This is a genomic window from Haloarchaeobius amylolyticus (genome assembly GCF_042678045.1).
GTDB lineage: Archaea > Halobacteriota > Halobacteria > Halobacteriales > Natrialbaceae > Natrinema > Natrinema amylolyticus_A.
Genome location: NZ_JBHUDI010000005.1, coordinates 374,374 through 392,340 on the forward strand (window position 1 = coordinate 374,374; position 17,967 = coordinate 392,340).

A 17,967-nucleotide genomic window follows, 5' to 3' on the forward strand; every position below is an offset into this window, starting at 1 on the left:
CCGTTCGTCCCGAACTCCTCCCGCGAGAACTGTTAGACGTACCGACGGGTTCAAGTCGACTTGTACTAACGCAAGTACAATGATGCTAGTGGGAACGACCGCGCTCGCGCGGACACGGACTGCAACTGCAGGGACGGCTGCCGTCGTCCCGGTGTGGAACCAATGAAGGGGTTCGTCCTCGGCGGCGTCAGCTCCGGCGTCGGGAAGACGGTCGCGACGCTATCGATCATCCAGGCGCTCGAGGACGCCGGGTACGCGGTCCAGCCCGCCAAGGCGGGTCCGGATTTCATCGATCCGAGCCATCACGAAGCGATCGCGGGCCGACCTTCTCGGACGCTCGACCTGTGGCTCGAGGGGAAAGACGGCCTCCGCCGGAACTACTGGCGTGGTGAGGGCGACATCTGTGTCGTCGAGGGAGTCATGGGCCTGTACGACGGTGATGGCTCGAGCACCGCCATGGTTGCCGAGGCGCTCGACCTCCCTGTCGTCCTCGTGGTCGACGCCAAAGCGGGCATGGAAAGCGTCGCGGCGACCGCCCTCGGCTTCCGCGAGTACGCCGACGCGATCGACCGCGACGTCGAGGTCGCCGGCGTCGTTGCCCAGCGTGCCCACGGCGGCCGCCACGAGCAGGGGATTCGCGACGCCTTGCCCGACTCCCTCGAGTACTTCGGTCGGATTCCGCCCTCGGGCGACCTCGAGATCCCCGACCGGCATCTCGGACTCGAGATGGGCGACGAGGCCGCGCTGCCGCGCGAGGCGCTCGCCGACGCTGCAGAATCGCTGCGGGCCGATCGGCTGGCGGCCGTCGCCAGCGAGCCACCCGCGCCGGAGACGGGGACCGACGCCACGACCGCGGGGCCAGTCGACGCCACGGTCGCCGTCGCCAGCGACGCGGCCTTCTGCTTCCGGTATCCGGCGACGATCGAACGGTTCCGCGAGCGTGCCGACCTGGTCACGTTCTCGCCGGTCGCGGGCGATCCCGTGCCCGAGTGTGATGCGGTCTACCTGCCCGGCGGCTACCCCGAACTGCACGCCGCCGAACTCGAGTCGGCTGGCACGCTCGCTGAACTCGGTGAACGGGCCAGCGATGGACTGTCAGTGCTGGGCGAGTGTGGCGGCCTGATGGCCATGTGCCGGTCGCTGACGACGGCCGAAGGCGACCAAAGCGAGATGGCCGGCATCCTGCCCGCCGACGTGACCATGTGCGACCGCTATCAGGCGCTCGATCACGTCGAACTCGAGGCCGTCGAGGGAACGCTGACGGCTCGCGCCGGCGAGACGATCCGGGGCCACGAGTTCCACTACTCGAGCGCCGACGTCGATGCCGACGCCCGGTTCGCCTTCGAAACGGTCCGCGGCGACGGCATCGACGGCGACCACGACGGCCTGACCGAGCACGACTCACTGGGCACGTACGTCCACGTCCACCCCGAGAGCGGCGCGTTCGACCGGTTCCTCGAGCGCCTCGAGACGACGTAACGGTCGCACAGCCATTCACGGATTTTGAAACGCGGTCAAATAGTTAACACGTGTGAACGCGTACCACTAAGCATGGCTGAAACAATCCAGCGCCTCGAGCCCCTAGAACGCAGGCCGTTGACCGACCGCACCTGTCTCGTCACCGGCTCCTCGCGGGGAATCGGCCGCGAGATCGCGTTCGAACTCGCCCGTTGCGGTGCGGAGGTGGCGGTCAACTACCGCTCGTCCGAACAGCAAGCTCGAGAGGTAACCGAAACGATCGAAGAAAACGGTGAGACGGCGGTTCCCGTTCAGGCCGACGTCTCCGACCCCGAACAGGTCGAGCGGATGGCCGCGGAGATCCACGAGGAACTCGGGGCGATCGACGTCCTCGTCAACAATGCGGGGATCACCATCGATCGGACGTTCGAAGAGATGACCTACGAGGACTGGCAGACGGTCATCGACGTCAACCTCACTGGAACGTTCAACTGCACCAACGCGTTCTACGAGGACATCAAGACGTCCGAGAACGGTCGGTTGATCAACATCTCGAGCGTCGTCGGCCAGCAAGGAAACTATGGCCAGGCGAACTACGCGACCTCGAAGGGCGGTCTCTTTGCGTTTACGCGTACGCTCGCGCTGGAACTCGCCAGCCATGGCTCGACGGCTAACTGCGTCGCACCCGGCTTCACGGAGACCGACATGCTCGAGAAGGTTCCCGAACGGGTCCGGGAAAAGATCCTCGAGGATATCCCACTGGATCGGTTCGCCGAACCCGAGGACGTCGTCGGCATGGTTCGGTTCCTCGCCGGCGATCAGGCCGAGTACATGACCGGCCAGGTGCTTGGCATCAACGGCGGCATGGAGTGGTAGTCGCGCGGCGACCGCGTTCGCTCGAGTCACAGGCTCTGACTCGAGTTTCGTTTTCCGCGTTCATCCTGTGTTCGCGCCGGGGCCTCCCAGCCGACCGTTCCCGTTAGGCTGACTGTCCGCTCACGTTCGACAACATGAGTTGTGCTACTGCAACCATAGCTGAGCAATCGCAGTTGTTCTACCACAAACAAAATTGTTTTAGTGCCGGACTCACTTCCCACGGATGATGCCACCCATCGCGCTTCCACACGACGCGAAGGCCGGACCGACCAAGCCAGAGGTCCGCGCCGTCGTCGGCTCGAAGCTCGCACTCGAGCCCGACGACCACTTCGCGGAAGTCGGCTCCTGTACTGGAGCCATCACGATCGAAGCCGCACAGCGAGCCGGGCGGGTGACCGCCATCGAGCGCAAACCCGAACGACTTGAGACGACCGAGCAGAACCTGGCTGCCAACGAGGACTCGATTCGAGCGGATGTCGAACTTCGGAACGCGGAAGCGCCCGACGGGTTGCCCGACGACGCCGACGCGCTCTTTCTGGGCGGGAGCCGGAACTTCGAAGCAGTGCTCGACCACGCCGTCGACACCGAGGTCGACCGCGTGGTGATGAACGTCTCGCGGCTCGAGGTCGCCGGCAGAGCGACCGAGGCCTTCCGCGAGCGTGATCTGCTCGAGGAGGTCGTCCAGTTCCAGGTGAGCCACGGTTACGAACTCGCCGGCGCGACGAGTTTCGACTCGGACAATCCAGTCTACATGCTGGTCGGGAGCGCGACCCCTGACGAGACAGACGCCGAGGTGAGCCGATGACGCTGTACGGCGTTGGGCTCGGCCCCGGCGAAGCCGACCTCGTGACGGTTCGCGGGAAAGAAGTCCTCGAGTCGGCCGACGTGGTCTACTCGCCGGGTCGGCTCTCGCGGACGGTCGCGCTGAACCACGTCGACGAGTCGAAGATCGGGGACCTGGACTTCCCGATGACGAAAGACGAGGAGAAACTGCGCCGGGCGTGGAAGGAGGCCGCGGCGGAGATCGCCCCGAACGCACGCGACGGCGACGTCGCGTTCGTGACGCTCGGCGATCCAAACGTCTACTCGACCTTTGGCCACCTGCGCCGGACGATCGATGCGTTCCACCCCGACGTGGACCTCGAGATCGTTCCTGGCGTCAGCGCCGTCACAGCCTTCGCGACCGCGATGGGCGTCGAGATCGAAGCCGGTGCGGGCCTCTCGCTACGGGAGGCCGCCGCTGGCGTGAGCCCCACGGGGCCGGATCGGATGATCCTGTTCAAGGTCACCGACGCGCCGGCGACCCACGAGGGGCTCGTCGAGGCTGGCTACGACGTGACCTACGGCCGCCGGCTGTTCATGGAACAGGGCGAGACGATCGTCACCGACGACCCCGAGGAAATCGACGAGCGCGACTACTACACGCTCGCCTACGCCGAGAAAGAAGACCTCGAGGTCGAACAGGCGACGGCCGCCTTCGAGACCGAAAACACCGATTCCGGACGCCGTTCTGCGGCAGCCGTGGAGGAAACCGATGACTGACGAGACACCCAACGACCCGCAGGACGCGATCGACTCACAGAGCGACCGCCGCCGCGAGGAACTGGACGACCGGATCTTCGAATACAGCGCCGGCGACGACCAGGAGGGCGTTCCCTTCGTCGGGGCCGGTCCCGGCAACCCGCGACTGCTGACCGTCGCCGGGAAGGAACTGCTCGAGGAGGCAGACCTCGTCGTCCACGCCGGCTCGCTGGTCAACAGCGAACTCCTCGACGAGTACTGTGCCCACGCGGAGCTCGTGAACTCGGTCGGAAAGGATCTCGAGGAACTGATCCCGCTGATGCGGGACGCCTACGAGGACGGCGACAACGTCGTTCGACTCCACAGCGGCGATCCCGCGATCTATGGGGCCGCCTTGGAGCAGATGGACGCGCTCGAACACGAGGGCGTGCCGACGTACTTCGTGCCGGGCGTCACGTCGGCCTTCGCGGCTAGCGCGACGCTGCGGACTCAACTGACGCTCAACGAAGTCTCGAATCACGTCGCGTTCACCCGCCCGCAGGGTAAGACCCTGACCGAAGAAGAAGACCACATCTCCGAGTTCGTGGAGATGGGTGACGTAACGACCTGCATCTATCTGGGAACCCACGCGGTTCGCGACACGATGGATCGGCTGCTCGCAGACGATCACGACCCCGAGACGCCCGTGGCGGTGATCTATCACGCCTCCTGGCCGGACGAGGACGTTATCATCGGCGATATCGGGACGATCGCGGACAAGGTCGAGGACGCCGGCTATCGCGCCTCGGCGCTGGTCGTCATCGGCGACGCCGTGACCGGCGCGGGCTACGAGCGCTCGTTCCTCTACGGTGACTGGGCGAATCGGGGCGCTGACTCGAGCGACGCGACCGAATCGGAAACACAGGCAGGAGACGACTAACCTATGAGTACGGACAACGCTGACGACGCGACCGACGATGCTGGATCGGATTCCGGCGGCCACTGTTCGACGCCGGATTCGGACGGTGAAGTCGCCGAGGAGATCGCGATCATCTCCTTCGGCCGGAAGATGGACACCGCCGAGGAGATCAAAGCCGAGATCGGCGACCGGTACGAGACGATCGACATCATCGAGTACCACGGCGACGTCTTCGAGGAGCACTGGGGCGAGTACGACTGCTTTATCGGCCTGATGGCGTCGGGCATCGCGATGCGCAAGACGGCCCACCTGTTAGACGACAAGTGGGAGGACCCCGCGATCTGTGTCGTCGACGAGGAACTGACGTGGGCCATCCCGATCACGGGCGGCCACCACGGCGCGAACCAGGTCGCACAGGACCTGGCGACGATGGGTGCCGTCCCAGCCATGACGACTGCAAGCGAGGCCGCAGGCAAGCAGGGCGTCGAATCGAAGGCGAAAGCGATGGACGCCCACGTGGTCAACGGCGACTCGACGGTCAAAACGAATCTCGCCGTCCTCGACGACAACCTCGGTCCTGTGGCCCGCCTCGAGGGCCCGAAGGCCGTCCTCGTCGGCGACGACGTCACCGTCCTCAAACGCAACAAGGACGACGGCGTCGTCATCGGCACCGGCAGCGTCTCCGGCGCGAGCAAGGAATCGTTCCTCGCCGCGTGGGAGCAAGCCCTCGAACAGACCGACTACGACGTCGACGACGTCGAGTTCGTCGCGACGGCGACCCGAAAGGAAGACGAGGAGGGGCTGCTCGAAGCCGCCCAAGAACTCGATCTGGGCGTGGTTGCCTTCGACAAGGAGACGCTGCTCGACCACGAGGGGCCGACCCCCTCGAAATCGAAGGAGCTGATCGGCTGGCCCGGCGTTTCGGAAGCGTCGGCGATCGCCGGCGGCGCTGAACAGGAACTCGTCCTCGAGAAGATCGGCTACGAAAACGAGGTCACGGTGGCGATCGGCCGATGAGTTCTGACACAGACACCACACCCGCCGATGGCACGCCCGACGACCACGGCACCCTCTACGTCGTCGGTATCGGCCCCGGCCTGCCCGAGCACATGACCAAGCGGGCCAAGGAGGTCATCGAATCGGCGGACGTGGTCATCGCCTCGAGCCTCTATCAGGAGTTCCTGCGCGACGACGGGACGCTCCCGCCGGAAGAGGCGGTTGACGAGGATGGCGTCGCAATGCGAGAGGACGGCTTCGAGCAGGAGATCGTTCGCTCGACGATGGGCCGACAGATCGAACTCGCTCGCGCGGCGTTCGACCACGTCCGGGAGGGAAAGGACGTGGCCCACGTCTCCGGCGGCGATCCGTCGGTCTACGGCAAGTCCGACCTCATCTTCAAGATGGCCGAGGAGGACGACGCGACGGACGTGCCGATCGAAATCGTTCCCGGCCTCACCGCAGCGCTTGGCGGCTCGGCGAACGTCGGCGCGCCGCTGTGCAACGACTTCTGTACGATCTCGCTGTCCGATAAGTGGCGCGGCTGGGACGAGATCGAGGAGAAACTGCGCGCGGCCGCAATCAGCGACTTCGTGATCGTCCTCTACAACTGCTGGCGCAACTACGAGGAGGCCGTCGAGATCGTCCGCGAGGAGCGGACCGACGACGCCTACGTGGCGATCGTCAACGATGCCGGCCGGGAAGACGCCGGCCGCAACGGCGAGAGTCACTTCATCACGACACTCGGCGAGGCCGCCGACCACGACGACAAGGTTTCCGGAATGGGCACCTCGCTGATCATCGGCAACCACGAGACCGAAACCTGGCGCAACGACGACCGAACGTACCTTGTCACCCCGCGCGGCGGGCGTGACGTCGACGATTTCTAATACCCATGAGCACGGACACCGACGCAGACGCTGACGACGAATCGACTTCCAAGTGTGGCGCATCGAGTAGCAGCGAGTCCTCGAGTTCGAAGTGTGGTGCCTCGAGCAGCACCGACGACTCGAGTAGCTCCAAATGCGGTGGCTCCTCGAGTTCCAGTTCCAGTTCTTCGTCCTCGAGCAAGTGCGGCGCTTCCAGTTCCGACGACGACGAGTCGAACGAGCAGGAAGTCGGTGCGACGATCGACGACTTCGACGCCGAGCCCGGCCAGCTGATCGCCGTCGGCCTCGGCCCCGGTCACCCGGAGGGGATGACCGAGCGCGCCAAAAACGCCTTGCTCGAGGCCGACCACATCGTCGGCTACACGACCTACATCGAGCTGATTCCCGACGAGATCACCGAGCAGGCCGACGACATCTACGACACGCCGATGTGTGGCGAAGTCTCCCGGACCGAGGAGTCGATCGACCGCACGCTCGCGGGCAACGACGTGGCCATCGTCGGCAGCGGCGACCCCAACGTCTACGCGCTCGCGGGCCTGGCACTCGAGATCCTCGAGTCGAAGGGCGCGACGGCCTCGATGGTCGACTTCGAGGTCGTGCCCGGCGTGCCGGCGGCCCAGTCCTGTGCGGCCCGCCTCGGCGCACCACTGGTCAACGACACCGTCTCGGTCTCGCTGTCGGACCACCTCGTCCCGATGCCCGAGATCGAATCCCGACTGCACTCGGTCGCGAGCGAGAACTTCACGATCACGATCTACAACCCGTGGAGCCGCAAGCGCCGCGAGAACTTCGAGAAGGCCTGTGAGATCCTGCTGACCCACCGCGACGAAGACACGCCGGTCGGCATCGTCCACGGCGCCGGCCGCGAGGACGAACAGGTGATGATCACTGAACTCGGCGAACTCGAGGACTTAGGCGAGAGCGAGATCATCGACATGACGACGACGATCGTCGTCGGCACCGAAGACACCTACGTCTGGGACGACCGGATGGTCACGCCGCGTGGCTACGAGACGAAGTACGACTACTGAGAGCACTATGCCACGATACGAAGTCACCATCGAGAAAGACGCCTGCGACGGCATCTTCGCCTGTCTGACCCGCGATCCGCGCTTTATCGAGGGCGCGGACGGCCTCGCGACGGTCGACCCGGACGCGGATCCGGTCTACGACTGTGAGGGCGAGGTCACGGACAACGAGGAACGCGTCGTCGCGACGTTCGACGACGACCGCATCGACGAGGCCCAGCAGGCCGCCGCGGCCTGCCCCACGGACGCGATCATCGTCGAGGAGGTGGGCGAATGACCGACGGCGACGCACTCGAGATCGCGGTCCCATCGGACCCGCTTGCGGGCCACGCTGCGACGGCGTACTTCTGGGGCCACGTCGCCGGGAGTGGCGATATCTCGGACGACAGCATCGAAGTCGTCACCAACGACGAAGAGTCCGCGCAGGTGCTGGCCGCGATCGCGGGCGGCGACGTCGCACACGAGACGACGACCCGCGAGTACGCCCACGACACCTCGATCACGCGCACGGAAGACGAGTACACGCTGTCGATCGACGAGGGAGCGGACGGTGCGGGACTGCTGGGCCGCAACAGTGCGCTCAGCCTTCCCGTTGATGGCCGCGGCAACTACCGCTTCGGAGCCTTTGCGAGTTACGAGCGGGAACTCCTTCGAGGGCTGCTCGAGGGCTGTGGCACGATCTGTTTCAAGTCCTCGAGTGGCACCGTGGGCATCTCCTTCGTCCATGACGACCGCGAACTGCTCGAGGTAACCCAGGAACTGATCGCCGACTGTCCGATCGACGCCCCCACGGGCGATCTCTCGGCGACTTCGTCGGGTGGCTACTGGTTCGGTGTCGACGACGACGCTGTGCCCGCCTTCGGCACCTGGCTCTACGAGAACTGCGAGGAAACCGGACTGTTCGCGCCGAGTCGCCGCCGCAAACTCGAGCGCAGTCTCGAGCAAGCGTCGGCGTACGACGGCGACGAAACGTAACACGATCGACGATCGATGAGCACACCTGACAACTCCACGCCCGCGTCGGTGGCCGGCTTCGACGACGAAGCCGTCCTCCTGATCGGCCACGGCTCCAGACGCGAGAAGTCGAACGAACAGGTCCGCGAACTGGCTGCCGGACTCGAGTCCCGGCTGGGAATCCCGGTCGACGCCGCGTTCCTCGAACTCGCGGAGCCGTCGATCGACGAGGCTTTTGCGGGACTCGCGCCCGTCGCCGATCGGGTGACGGTCGTCCACTGCTCGCTTTTCGCCGCGAGCCACGTCAAAAACGACGTACCGCTGGCGATCGAGCAGGCCCGCGCCGAACACGACATTGCGATCAACAACGGCGCACATCTGGGGGTCCATCCTGCAATCCTCGATCTGCTCGACGACCGCGCCGCCGCTGTCGAACGCGAGCTGGGTGTCGACCGCACGGAGGACGACGTTGCCGTCGTCGTCTGTGGCCGGGGCTCGAGCGATCCGGACGCCAACGGCGACGTGCACAAGCTGGCCCGCTTACTGTTCGAGGGCCGGGACTTCGACCGTGCCGAGGCGACGTTCATCGGCGTGACCGAGCCGACGCTCGAGGACACCCTCCACGGGCTCTCGAAACACCGCCCCGACGCGGTCGTTGTCCTGCCGTACATGCTCGGCGACGGCGTCCTCACCCAGCGGGTCCGCGACTGGACCGCGGAGTTCGACGCGGACTATCCCTACGTCGACGCACTGGCCGGCGACCCGCTCGGCACGGACTCGCGGTTGCTGGATGTCTTCGCCGACCGCTGGCAGGAGGCCCGGTCGGGCAGCGTCGAGATGTCCTGTGACACGTGCAAGTACAAGGTCGACCTCGAGGGCTACGAGGAAGACGTCGGCGGCGCACGAGCGATGTTGCGGGCGTTGGCCCATCAGGAGGCCCACGCCGACCGGGAGGATATCGACGATGAACCTCACAGCCACGACGCGCCCGAGAAGCACGTCGCGGTCTGTACCAACCAGACCTGTGCGAAGATGGGCTCGCCGGCGGTCCTCGAGCGCCTCCGTCAGGAGGTCCGGGACTCCGAGCACGCAGATGCCCGCATCACGCGCTCGTCCTGTCTGGGCCGCTGTGGCGACGGGCCGATGGTCGCGGTCTACCCCGATGGAATCTGGTACGGCGACGTTGCGGACGACGATGCCGAACGGATCGTCGCCGACCACCTCGATCGGGACCGCATCGTCAGCGACCTCGTCGATCAGACGCTGTAGCGGAGTTGTATCGACCCCTGAGACGACACACGATTCACCATACCCTACCAACCCATGAGCTGCCACGAAATCGAAGCACTACGACTCGGACTGATGAACGTCCTCGGCGTCGGGGACGACAGCGCCCGCGAGCACGCGGAGAAAGAACTCGAGGGCCACCTCGAGGGCCCGATTCAGGGCCTCGTGGAGGCCGACAGCCTCACGGAGCTCCAGCGCCACCTCGATGCGGCGCTGGTCGACCTCGAAGAAGAAGTCGCCACGATGGACAGCGACGACCCCGAGTACGACTACACCCGGGGGCGGCTGCTGGCCGTCCGCGACGCCGAGCGAGCGGTCGGTCGGCTGGCCACGCAGGGCGAGAGCATCGTCGACGGGCTCGGCGACGCCCACGACACCCTTCACGAGACGTTCCCGGTCGAGGAGTGACGATGGCCGAAACTGTATCCGAAGGCGACAACGAGTCCGGCGTTCGACGCGTGCCGCTCGGCGAGATCGAACCCGCGCGAAGCCGGCACATGTGGACCCGATCTGCGGTAGGCGTGGCCGAGTCGGGCGATCTCGTCGTCACCGGCGAGTGGGACGGGACCGTCATCGCCCGCGATACCGACTCACTCGAGACTCGCTGGACGGTCGGCCACCCGGACCACGCGGTCGGGATCGCATCGCTCGAGGGGAGCGGGGCGATCGTCGTCGCGGGCCGGGGCGACACGGGGACGATCGCGGCCTACGACGCCGAAACGGGCGACCAGCGCTGGCGCTACGACACCGCCGCCGACGTCGGTGAGGCGGTCAAAGACACCGTCTTCTACCTGCCCTACGTCGTCGCGCTCGAGACCGGCATGGACGCCGACGGCGACGAGCGACTCTACGCCGCCGCACGCCGCTACGAACGCGACGGCGATGTTCGGCGGTGGCACAGCACGGTCTATGCGTTCGACGGCGACGGCGAGGTCTGCTGGACCTACGAGACCGACGCCTCACCGATCGCGCTCGATCTCGATGCCGACGGCGAGCGCCTCGCGGTCGGCTACAACCGCTGTATGGGCGACCACGACACCGGGCTCGTCGTCCTTGAGGCGGGATCGGGTAACCTCGCGTGGACCTGGGACCCCGGCACCGAAGGCGACCGCCGCGTCGGCGACGTTTCCTTCGACGGCGAATCGATCGCCGTCTCGAGCCACGGTGACAAACGCGGCTACCTGCTCGGTCCCGGCGGTGCCGAGCGCTGGCGCGTCGACCTCGCGGTCGAAACCGAGATCGACGGTGAGACGCTCTATGCATATCCGAACCACGCCTACGCCCACGATGGCCGGGTGGCGTTCGTGACCGGCAACACCTACGCGAAAGAGGGCCGCGAGACCGAGGGTCGGCATCCGAACGAACACCGTGTCGCCGCGTTCGATGCCGACGGTGACCTGCTCTGGGACGACGCGGTTCGCGGCTTCGTCCACGGGTTGGCCGCCGACGGCGATCGGCTCGTCGCGCCCTGTGCCCAGAACTTCCGGGTGCGCGATCCCGATACGCACGCCGTTCGACGGTTCGACCTCGAGTCCGGCGCAGACGCCTGTGAACGCATCGATGGGATCGCCACGGCGGCTGCCGTCGCCGACGACACAATCGCGGCAATCGAGGAACCCGTCGAGTACCACGACGAAGGCGAGACGCGCGGCGAGTACGCGCTTCGCGTCGGCTCGCTCACGTAGCGTCGGATCGATCGTCGAGGCTATTTTCCGCGGACCGTGTCGAGTAGCCGCACACGCAAGGCCAACCCCCACAACGCTCTCAGCGCTGTATTGTCGTATAATGGCTGACGAGCACGCATCTGACGGCGGCGGGGTTCGTTCGGACCGCACGGAGTCCGAGCGTCTCTCGAGCCGTCTCGAGGAGATCGATTACGCCGGAGGACCGCCACGCCGGGTGCTGACCGACGGTGGCCAGGCGGAAATAAAAGAACCGGAGGAAGAGGGCCCCGAAGACGCCTCGGGAGCGGCGGGAGAAGAGTCGGACGAGGAGTCGACTCAAGAGATCGCAGAGCCCGATGAAGAAGCCGAAGACGAGGAGCCAGAGGAGGAAGAAGCTGAAGAGGAGGCAGAAAGCGAGGAAGCAGAAGAAGCCGAAGGGAAGGCAGAAGACGAGGAACGTGCTGATACCGGTGATCTCGTCGAGGACGACCGCGAGGAGGGCCATGCTGCGGACGCCGAGGATGTCTACGAGGGCGACGACGCCGCTGGCGTCCTGCATCTCGATCTCGACGGGCTCTTCCTCGACGTCCTCGGGCTCGAGGTGAATCTGAACCCAGTTCAGTTAGACGTTTCGGCGCGGCCGGGCGGGAACAACTTGCTCGGGAACCTGCTGTCGGCGGTGACGGGGCTGCTCGACGGCCCCGGTGCCATGCTGGACAAGGTGAAGTCGCTGCTGAGAAAGCCGGTGGAGATGCTCAAGAAGGTTCCGGGGAAGGCCAAAGAGGTGCTCAGTGGCCTCCTCGAGAAGCCCAAAGAGTTCCTCAGTGCGTTGGTGAGCAAGCCGAAGGAACTGCTTACCGACCTCCTCGGTATCGGCGGTGAGGAAGCCGAGGACGAAGCAGCCAAAGAGATGGAAGGCGAGGAAGCTGAGGACGAAGCAGCCGAAGAGACGGAAGGCGAGGAAGCTGAGGACGAAGCAGCCGAAGAGACGGAAGGCGAGGAAGCCGAAGAGGGCGCGGACGAAGACGACGCGGGCGAAAAGTCCCCGGGTCCGCTCGCCAGAGTGAGCGGGTGGTTACGGGAGAAACTGTCGGGACTTGTCCCCAGCTTCCCCGTCGAGGAGATCGTCGCGACCGTCGTCTCGCAAGTGATCGAACAGCTACTCGAGCAACTCGAGCCCGAACGAGACGAGCACGCCGGTGACGCCGACGACGGAGCGGAGCCATCACAGGCGGAGGCAACAGCATGAGCGACGACACACTGACGGAACGGATCGATACCCAGAAGATATCGGACAACATCGACGTCGGCGAACTGGTCGAGGGAACGCAGTGGGAAGACGAGATCGACGACGACAAACCGCTCGGTGAAGCGCTGGGTGGCCAGATCGGTGCGATCCTCGGGCGAGCGATCGGCGAATCGCTCGGACGGACGATCGGGAACATAGTCGTCGACGAGCTGCTCAGTTCGGACGAAGCAGATGCGGCTGAGGAACCGGACGAGGAGGCCGCCGAAGAAGACGAGGAGGCCGCCGAAGAAGACGAAGAGGCCGCTGAGGAAGACGAGGAGACCACCGAGGAAGACGACAAAGAGGCCGCTGAAGAAGACGAAGAGGCCGCCGAGGAAGACGAGAGCGACGGCGACGAATCCGAGGACGACACCGAAGCGGAAGACGACTCCGAATCGGACGCAGAAGACGATGAATCGGCGGACGAAACACCGGAGCAAACGACCGAAGCCGAAGAGTAACACTGTGACCCGAGAAAATCACGCGCTTCACGGATCGGATCGAGGTGGTCATCATGAGTGAAGGATCCGGACTGAAAGGAATGGTAGCCGACGAGGTCGGCAACCAGCTCGACGTCACCGATATGCTCGGTGATGGAGATCTCGAGGATAGTATCGACGGCGGCGCGGTCGGCGCAGCGGTCGGTCGCCAGTTCGGCGAGCAGCTCGGACGTGAAGTCGGCGAATCGGTCGGCCGAGAGGTCCACGAGACGATCGCTGAAGGCGTCGAAGAAGGGAAAGAACTCGGTGAGATCCGTACCGACCTCTCGACAGCGGTTCGGGACGCCCTCCGGGAATCGTTCTCGGAGATCGAGGGTCGGGATTCACTCAAGTCGATGGCCAAAGGCGTCACCGACGGGAGCAGCGTCGAAGGACTCCTGGACGGCCTCGGCGGCGACGAGAGCGAGGCCCAGACTGAACAGGACGAGGAACCGACTGACGAAGCCGAAGAACGGGAAGACGACGGTGCAGAGAGCGACGAAACAGGCGCTAAAGAGGCGGTCAAAGAAGCCGCAGGCAAAGCAGGAGAATCAACCGAGGAAGCCGCGGGCAAAGCAGGAGGGTCAGTCAAGGACGCTGCCAGCAAAACGAAAGAGACAGTCGAAGGAGTTGCTGGCGAATCCGAGGAAGCGGCCGACGAAGCCGAATCGTCCGGCGGTGGCGAGGACGAGCCGTCCATGGAGGACCTCGAGGACCTTCGGAAGGACACGCTCGAGGACTTCCTCGGAGTGATGTCCTACAGCGACCTGCAGTCGGTCGCGAAGGACGTTGGCGTGAAAGCGAACCTCTCCCGTGAGGAGATGACCGACGAGATCATCGAGGCGGCGACGGACGATGAGCCGGACTCCGAGCCGGACGAGGAGGCGGAAACAGAAGCGGAGGCCGAGTGATCGACTGAAATGCACCGCTCCAGCGTCGAACGGGGGACGGGCGACACAACCAGCGGGCGGTGATATCTGAGGGCCACCTATGAGTGACTCGCAACTACACGATCGTGTGCACGAGGTACTGAACGAGGCCGACACGTCGAGCGGTTCGCTCGTTGCCGGCGATGGCGACGAGTCGGCCGAGACGGATCTGCTCGAGACTGCAACCGAGGCGAGCGACCTCCTCGAGTCGGCCGACCCCGACGAGTTGCTTGCCGCAGTCGGCCTGGACACGCTCGCGGACGGAACTGAACCGGATTCGATTCCCGAGGCCATCGCCCGGGGTGAGCAGGAGAACGTGGCAGACCTCCAGCGGCTGCTCCACCTCGCGAAACTGGCCGACCGGGCCGACGATGGGAGTCTCGAGGGGGCCGTCGATGACCTTCGGGAGACGATCGGCGAGCGGGCCGAATCCGCCGCAGCCGACGCAGGGAATAAATCGGACGCAGAGTCGACGGCGTCCCAGGGCGAAGGAGAGACGGTCGAGCGTGACGATACGGCGGTCTCGGAGGGCGACGACGTCGCCGCACCAGAGGACGAAGCCAAGGACGAGCCGACCGGTGACCTCGGAGACCGCCTCCGGTCGTCGATGCAATCCTCGTTCGAGGAGTTCGGCGACGATGTCGCTCAGCTCAGAGAGCAGCTCGAGTCAACGAGTGCCGGCACCGCCAGTAGCGAAACGACGAACGGGGCCGACGAAAACGATGAGGCTGCGGCCGACGCAGAAACGGGCGAGGACGATGAGGACGAGGGGCTCCTCGGGTCGGGGCTCGGTGGCGACGGAGACCGCAGAACGGCGTCGGGCGGCCCGAGTCGCCACTCGACGATGGCATCGCCGCCGTCTCAGCGGGCGGACATGCGCGGGCTCGTGCGCCACTCGACGATGCCGGACAAACACGGGTAGCACAGGTTCGAACGCGGACGGTCGAGGGAAGCCGGTCTCCCGCTACCCTTTCTCCCTTTTCGCGGACGGCCAGCGTCTGACGAGACAGACCGCTGTTTCGTGACGATCACCGACGCGGCGAGTCCCTCGAGCTCGCTCGAGAACGTAACCAAACATAGTTACGATGTTCCCGCTAATGAGCTCTCGGGCACCATCTGTAACCGAATACGGGTTCACCGAGCGGTACGTTTATACGACTGTGCACCATCGTTATTCCAGACATGGAATATCGACGGAGAACGGTCTTACGGGCCGGCACAGCGGGGATCGCCGCGGCCGTGGCTGGCTGTCTTGGCAGCAACAGTACCGATGACGAGGGATCGATCGCCGGCGAGGAACTCGCACTCGCGACGACGACGAGCACGTACGACACGGGCTTGCTCGATGAGATCAACGCCGCGTTTCAGGAGCGGTTCGGAGCACAGGTCGCGGCCAACGCACAGGGGACGGGACAGGCGATCGAGTCCGCCCGCAACGGGAACGCTGACGTGATCCTCGTCCACGCACGCTCACAGGAAGACGAGTTCATGCGGAACGGCTACGGGGTCAACCGGCGGGACCTGATGTTCAACGACTTCGTGATCGTCGGTCCGAGCGACGATCCGGCCGGCGTGAGCGACACCGAACAGGCGACGGCCGCGTTCGAGGCCATTGCCGACGTGCAGGCGATGTTTGTCTCCCGCGGCGACGACTCCGGAACGCACACCAAGGAGATGGTTATCTGGGCCGAAGCCAGCAGCGAGCCTGGCGGCGAGTGGTACCAGGAGACCGGTGACGGCATGGGCGACACGCTGATGATCGCCGACGAATCGAACGCGTACACGCTCGCCGACCGGGGGACCTTCCTCTCGATGCAGGACAACCTCGACCTCGAGATCCTGCTCCAGGGGCCGATCGAGGGCGGGCCGGAGCTACTCGCGAACCCCTACGGGATCATGGCGATCAATCCGGAGATTCACCCGAACGTCAACTACCAGCTCGCAATGGCCTACATCGGCTTCGTGACGAGTCCCGAGGGCCAGGACGTCATCGGGAACTACACCTCGAACGGCCAGCAGCTGTTCTTCCCCGAGGCGCTGTCGGACGATCCGAACTTCCAGCAGTACGTCCCCGACGGATGGCAGCCGAACTCGAACGGCGAATGATCGTCGCGTTCACGACCCGTCCACACCCAACACGTCATATCCACGATTAATGTCTCTCGAGTCCATCGCCGACCCGACCTACCTCCGAAGCATCATCGGGGTTTCGCTGACGGTCAGCCTGACTGCCGTCCTGTTGAGCACCCTGTTGAGCCTGCCGATCGCGTTCCTCGTCGGGTTCGCGGACTTCCGGGGCAAGCGTCTAGTTACGGCCGTCATCAACACCGGAATGGGATTTCCGAGCGTCGCTGTCGGCCTGCTCGTCTTGCTGGTCATCTCGAGCGACGGGCCCCTCGGATCGCTGGAGCTCGTCTACACGCCCGAGGCGATGATCATCTCACAGTGTGTCCTCGCCGCGCCGGTGATCACTGGCGTCGCGCTCTCGGCGATCGAGAGCGTCGACGACGCCGTTCGCGACGCGGCCTACGGCGTGGGCGGCACCCGGACCGACGCCGCCCTGATCACGCTCAAAGAAGCACGCTACGGGGTCGTCACGGGCATCCTTGCCGGCTTCGGGCGGGCGATCAGCGAGGTCGGTTCCGTCCTCATCGTCGGGGGGAACATCGCCTACGCCGACGGCACCTCGAAGACCCGGACCATCACGACCGCGATCACGTTCGAGACGCGCCGGGGCGAGTTCGAGACGGCGCTGGCGCTCGGTGCCGTGTTGATCGTCCTCGTCTTGCTCGTCAACGGGGTCGTCCTGCGGCTTGGAGGTCGATAACGATGTGGGACACGAACTACCTCTCCACGAGGCAACCGACCGACACGGTGGTGAACCGACGATGAACCTCGAGTTAGCCGACGTCTCCTACGGTGTCGACGAGACAGAGATCCTGACGGACGTCTCGCTTTCGCTCGAGTCGGGCGAGATCGTGACGATCATCGGCCCGTCGGGGGCTGGCAAGACGACGTTGCTACGGTTGGCCGCCCTGTTCGAGCAGCCAACAGACGGCGCGATTCGCTTCGATAGGACCGATCCGTGGGGGCTGTCGCGAGACGAACGCCTCGCGATCCGGCGACGAATCGGCATGGTCTTCCAGCAGGCGTGCCTGTTCGACGCCCCGGTCGCGCGCAACGTCGATATCGGTCGGCGGGTTCGTCGGCCGTGGCCCCAGCGGATTCGCGGCTTCCTCGAGCGACTGCTGCCGCGCCGACTCGACGACTCGCCGGCGGTCGACGAGCGAACGCTCGAGGCCCTCGAGCTGGTCGGTCTCAGCGACGCGTGGGATCGCGATCCGGCGTCACTGTCGGGCGGCGAAGCACAGCGCGTGTCGTTTGCCCGCGCGCTTGCTGCTGAGCCCGACCTGCTGGTGCTCGACGAGCCGACGTCCGATCTCGATCCGCGGAACACGGCTATCCTCGAGCGGGCGATCGAACGCGCCCGCGAGCACGATCACGGCGTCTTGCTCGCGACTCACGACATGCATCAGGCCGAGCGGATTTCGGATCGTGTCGCGTTCTTGCTCGAGGGCGAACTGGTCGAGGTCGGCCCGCCGGATCGGATCTTCGAGACCCCACGGGACGAGCGAACCGCACGATTCGTCCGCGGCGACCTCCTGTACGATGACAACGAACTTCTCGCCTGACCGTGAA

General features: G+C 65.4%; 20 protein-coding genes. All 20 read left to right on the forward strand.

Translation table 11 applies throughout. The features are described from left to right. Window positions 1-162: 162 nt before the first annotated feature. The 20 genes from ACFR99_RS10660 to ACFR99_RS10755 all read left to right on the forward strand — a co-directional run bounded on the left by ACFR99_RS10660 (window position 163) and on the right by ACFR99_RS10755 (window position 17,960). Window positions 163-1,479 carry a cobyrinic acid a,c-diamide synthase gene (locus tag ACFR99_RS10660; RefSeq protein ID WP_390287103.1) on the forward strand — a complete coding sequence of 439 codons (1,317 nt, stop codon included), beginning with the start codon at window positions 163-165 and terminating at the stop codon, window positions 1,477-1,479. Between the two features lie 72 nt (window positions 1,480-1,551). After that, on the forward strand, window positions 1,552-2,334 hold the full coding sequence (fabG, locus tag ACFR99_RS10665; protein WP_390287105.1) for a 3-oxoacyl-[acyl-carrier-protein] reductase: 783 nt from the start codon (window positions 1,552-1,554) through the stop codon (window positions 2,332-2,334). Window positions 2,335-2,560: 226 nt separating this feature from the next. Beyond that, the gene (cbiT, locus tag ACFR99_RS10670) at window positions 2,561-3,139 is read left to right on the forward strand and encodes a precorrin-6Y C5,15-methyltransferase (decarboxylating) subunit CbiT (RefSeq protein WP_390287107.1); all 579 of its coding nucleotides are present in this window, start codon (window positions 2,561-2,563) and stop codon (window positions 3,137-3,139) included. Next, complete coding sequence (locus ACFR99_RS10675; protein WP_390287109.1) at window positions 3,136-3,876, forward strand: cobalt-factor II C(20)-methyltransferase; 741 nt, start codon at window positions 3,136-3,138, stop codon at window positions 3,874-3,876. Before cbiT ends, ACFR99_RS10675 begins: the two co-directional genes overlap by 4 nt. Further along, on the forward strand, window positions 3,869-4,774 hold the full coding sequence (locus ACFR99_RS10680; RefSeq protein ID WP_390287111.1) for a cobalt-precorrin-4/precorrin-4 C(11)-methyltransferase: 906 nt from the start codon (window positions 3,869-3,871) through the stop codon (window positions 4,772-4,774). The genes ACFR99_RS10675 and ACFR99_RS10680 overlap by 8 nt, the downstream gene beginning before the upstream one ends. A 3-nt stretch (window positions 4,775-4,777) precedes the next feature. Then, a complete protein-coding gene (gene cbiG, locus ACFR99_RS10685; protein ID WP_390287113.1) occupies window positions 4,778-5,770 on the forward strand; it encodes a cobalt-precorrin 5A hydrolase in 993 nt (330 codons plus the stop codon). Further along, window positions 5,767-6,639 (forward strand): precorrin-3B C(17)-methyltransferase, encoded by an 873-nt coding sequence (locus ACFR99_RS10690; RefSeq protein ID WP_390287115.1) that lies wholly within the window; start codon window positions 5,767-5,769, stop codon window positions 6,637-6,639. The genes cbiG and ACFR99_RS10690 overlap by 4 nt, the downstream gene beginning before the upstream one ends. A 5-nt stretch (window positions 6,640-6,644) precedes the next feature. Next, the gene (gene cobJ, locus ACFR99_RS10695) at window positions 6,645-7,670 is read left to right on the forward strand and encodes a precorrin-3B C(17)-methyltransferase (RefSeq protein ID WP_390287117.1); all 1,026 of its coding nucleotides are present in this window, start codon (window positions 6,645-6,647) and stop codon (window positions 7,668-7,670) included. A 7-nt stretch (window positions 7,671-7,677) separates the two neighbouring features. Then, window positions 7,678-7,944: a ferredoxin gene (locus ACFR99_RS10700; protein WP_373616366.1), complete on the forward strand. Its 267-nt coding sequence runs from the start codon at window positions 7,678-7,680 to the stop codon at window positions 7,942-7,944. Continuing rightward, window positions 7,941-8,642, forward strand: coding sequence for a cobalamin biosynthesis protein (locus tag ACFR99_RS10705; RefSeq protein WP_390287119.1), 702 nt, complete (start codon window positions 7,941-7,943; stop codon window positions 8,640-8,642). Before ACFR99_RS10700 ends, ACFR99_RS10705 begins: the two co-directional genes overlap by 4 nt. Before the next feature lie 15 nt (window positions 8,643-8,657). Continuing rightward, complete coding sequence (locus ACFR99_RS10710) at window positions 8,658-9,890, forward strand: CbiX/SirB N-terminal domain-containing protein (protein ID WP_390287121.1); 1,233 nt, start codon at window positions 8,658-8,660, stop codon at window positions 9,888-9,890. Window positions 9,891-9,944: 54 nt separating this feature from the next. Then, window positions 9,945-10,316, forward strand: a complete 372-nt coding sequence (locus ACFR99_RS10715) for a DUF3209 family protein (RefSeq protein WP_092928947.1) — start codon at window positions 9,945-9,947, stop codon at window positions 10,314-10,316. Between the two features lie 2 nt (window positions 10,317-10,318). Continuing rightward, a complete protein-coding gene (locus ACFR99_RS10720) occupies window positions 10,319-11,593 on the forward strand; it encodes an outer membrane protein assembly factor BamB family protein (protein ID WP_390287123.1) in 1,275 nt (424 codons plus the stop codon). A gap of 100 nt (window positions 11,594-11,693) precedes the next feature. After that, window positions 11,694-12,821, forward strand: coding sequence for a DNA primase (locus ACFR99_RS10725; RefSeq protein ID WP_390287125.1), 1,128 nt, complete (start codon window positions 11,694-11,696; stop codon window positions 12,819-12,821). Beyond that, window positions 12,818-13,321 (forward strand): hypothetical protein, encoded by a 504-nt coding sequence (locus ACFR99_RS10730; RefSeq protein ID WP_390287127.1) that lies wholly within the window; start codon window positions 12,818-12,820, stop codon window positions 13,319-13,321. The genes ACFR99_RS10725 and ACFR99_RS10730 overlap by 4 nt, the downstream gene beginning before the upstream one ends. 53 nt (window positions 13,322-13,374) lie before the next feature. Further along, entirely contained in the window at window positions 13,375-14,250 is an 876-nt protein-coding gene (locus ACFR99_RS10735) for a hypothetical protein (RefSeq protein WP_390287129.1), read from the forward strand. Window positions 14,251-14,329: 79 nt separating this feature from the next. Then, complete coding sequence (locus ACFR99_RS10740) at window positions 14,330-15,190, forward strand: prolipoprotein diacylglyceryl transferase (protein ID WP_390287131.1); 861 nt, start codon at window positions 14,330-14,332, stop codon at window positions 15,188-15,190. Between the two features lie 260 nt (window positions 15,191-15,450). Then, window positions 15,451-16,374, forward strand: coding sequence for an ABC transporter substrate-binding protein (locus ACFR99_RS10745; protein ID WP_390287133.1), 924 nt, complete (start codon window positions 15,451-15,453; stop codon window positions 16,372-16,374). 49 nt (window positions 16,375-16,423) lie between these two features. Next, on the forward strand, window positions 16,424-17,095 hold the full coding sequence (locus ACFR99_RS10750; protein ID WP_390287135.1) for an ABC transporter permease: 672 nt from the start codon (window positions 16,424-16,426) through the stop codon (window positions 17,093-17,095). A gap of 61 nt (window positions 17,096-17,156) precedes the next feature. Beyond that, window positions 17,157-17,960, forward strand: coding sequence for an amino acid ABC transporter ATP-binding protein (locus ACFR99_RS10755; RefSeq protein ID WP_390287137.1), 804 nt, complete (start codon window positions 17,157-17,159; stop codon window positions 17,958-17,960). Window positions 17,961-17,967 lie beyond the last annotated feature (7 nt).

Coding starts and splice junctions, on each gene's coding strand:
- ACFR99_RS10715 (WP_092928947.1), top strand. CDS start 9,945: ATGAGCTGCCACGAAATCGAAGCACTACGACTCGGACTGATGAACGTC.
- ACFR99_RS10725 (WP_390287125.1), top strand. CDS start 11,694: ATGGCTGACGAGCACGCATCTGACGGCGGCGGGGTTCGTTCGGACCGC.
- cbiG (WP_390287113.1), top strand. CDS start 4,778: ATGAGTACGGACAACGCTGACGACGCGACCGACGATGCTGGATCGGAT.
- ACFR99_RS10730 (WP_390287127.1), top strand. CDS start 12,818: ATGAGCGACGACACACTGACGGAACGGATCGATACCCAGAAGATATCG.
- ACFR99_RS10710 (WP_390287121.1), top strand. CDS start 8,658: ATGAGCACACCTGACAACTCCACGCCCGCGTCGGTGGCCGGCTTCGAC.
- fabG (WP_390287105.1), top strand. CDS start 1,552: ATGGCTGAAACAATCCAGCGCCTCGAGCCCCTAGAACGCAGGCCGTTG.
- ACFR99_RS10690 (WP_390287115.1), top strand. CDS start 5,767: ATGAGTTCTGACACAGACACCACACCCGCCGATGGCACGCCCGACGAC.
- ACFR99_RS10745 (WP_390287133.1), top strand. CDS start 15,451: ATGGAATATCGACGGAGAACGGTCTTACGGGCCGGCACAGCGGGGATC.
- ACFR99_RS10750 (WP_390287135.1), top strand. CDS start 16,424: ATGTCTCTCGAGTCCATCGCCGACCCGACCTACCTCCGAAGCATCATC.
- cobJ (WP_390287117.1), top strand. CDS start 6,645: ATGAGCACGGACACCGACGCAGACGCTGACGACGAATCGACTTCCAAG.
- ACFR99_RS10700 (WP_373616366.1), top strand. CDS start 7,678: ATGCCACGATACGAAGTCACCATCGAGAAAGACGCCTGCGACGGCATC.
- ACFR99_RS10735 (WP_390287129.1), top strand. CDS start 13,375: ATGAGTGAAGGATCCGGACTGAAAGGAATGGTAGCCGACGAGGTCGGC.
- cbiT (WP_390287107.1), top strand. CDS start 2,561: ATGCCACCCATCGCGCTTCCACACGACGCGAAGGCCGGACCGACCAAG.
- ACFR99_RS10740 (WP_390287131.1), top strand. CDS start 14,330: ATGAGTGACTCGCAACTACACGATCGTGTGCACGAGGTACTGAACGAG.
- ACFR99_RS10660 (WP_390287103.1), top strand. CDS start 163: ATGAAGGGGTTCGTCCTCGGCGGCGTCAGCTCCGGCGTCGGGAAGACG.
- ACFR99_RS10705 (WP_390287119.1), top strand. CDS start 7,941: ATGACCGACGGCGACGCACTCGAGATCGCGGTCCCATCGGACCCGCTT.
- ACFR99_RS10680 (WP_390287111.1), top strand. CDS start 3,869: ATGACTGACGAGACACCCAACGACCCGCAGGACGCGATCGACTCACAG.
- ACFR99_RS10720 (WP_390287123.1), top strand. CDS start 10,319: ATGGCCGAAACTGTATCCGAAGGCGACAACGAGTCCGGCGTTCGACGC.
- ACFR99_RS10675 (WP_390287109.1), top strand. CDS start 3,136: ATGACGCTGTACGGCGTTGGGCTCGGCCCCGGCGAAGCCGACCTCGTG.
- ACFR99_RS10755 (WP_390287137.1), top strand. CDS start 17,157: ATGAACCTCGAGTTAGCCGACGTCTCCTACGGTGTCGACGAGACAGAG.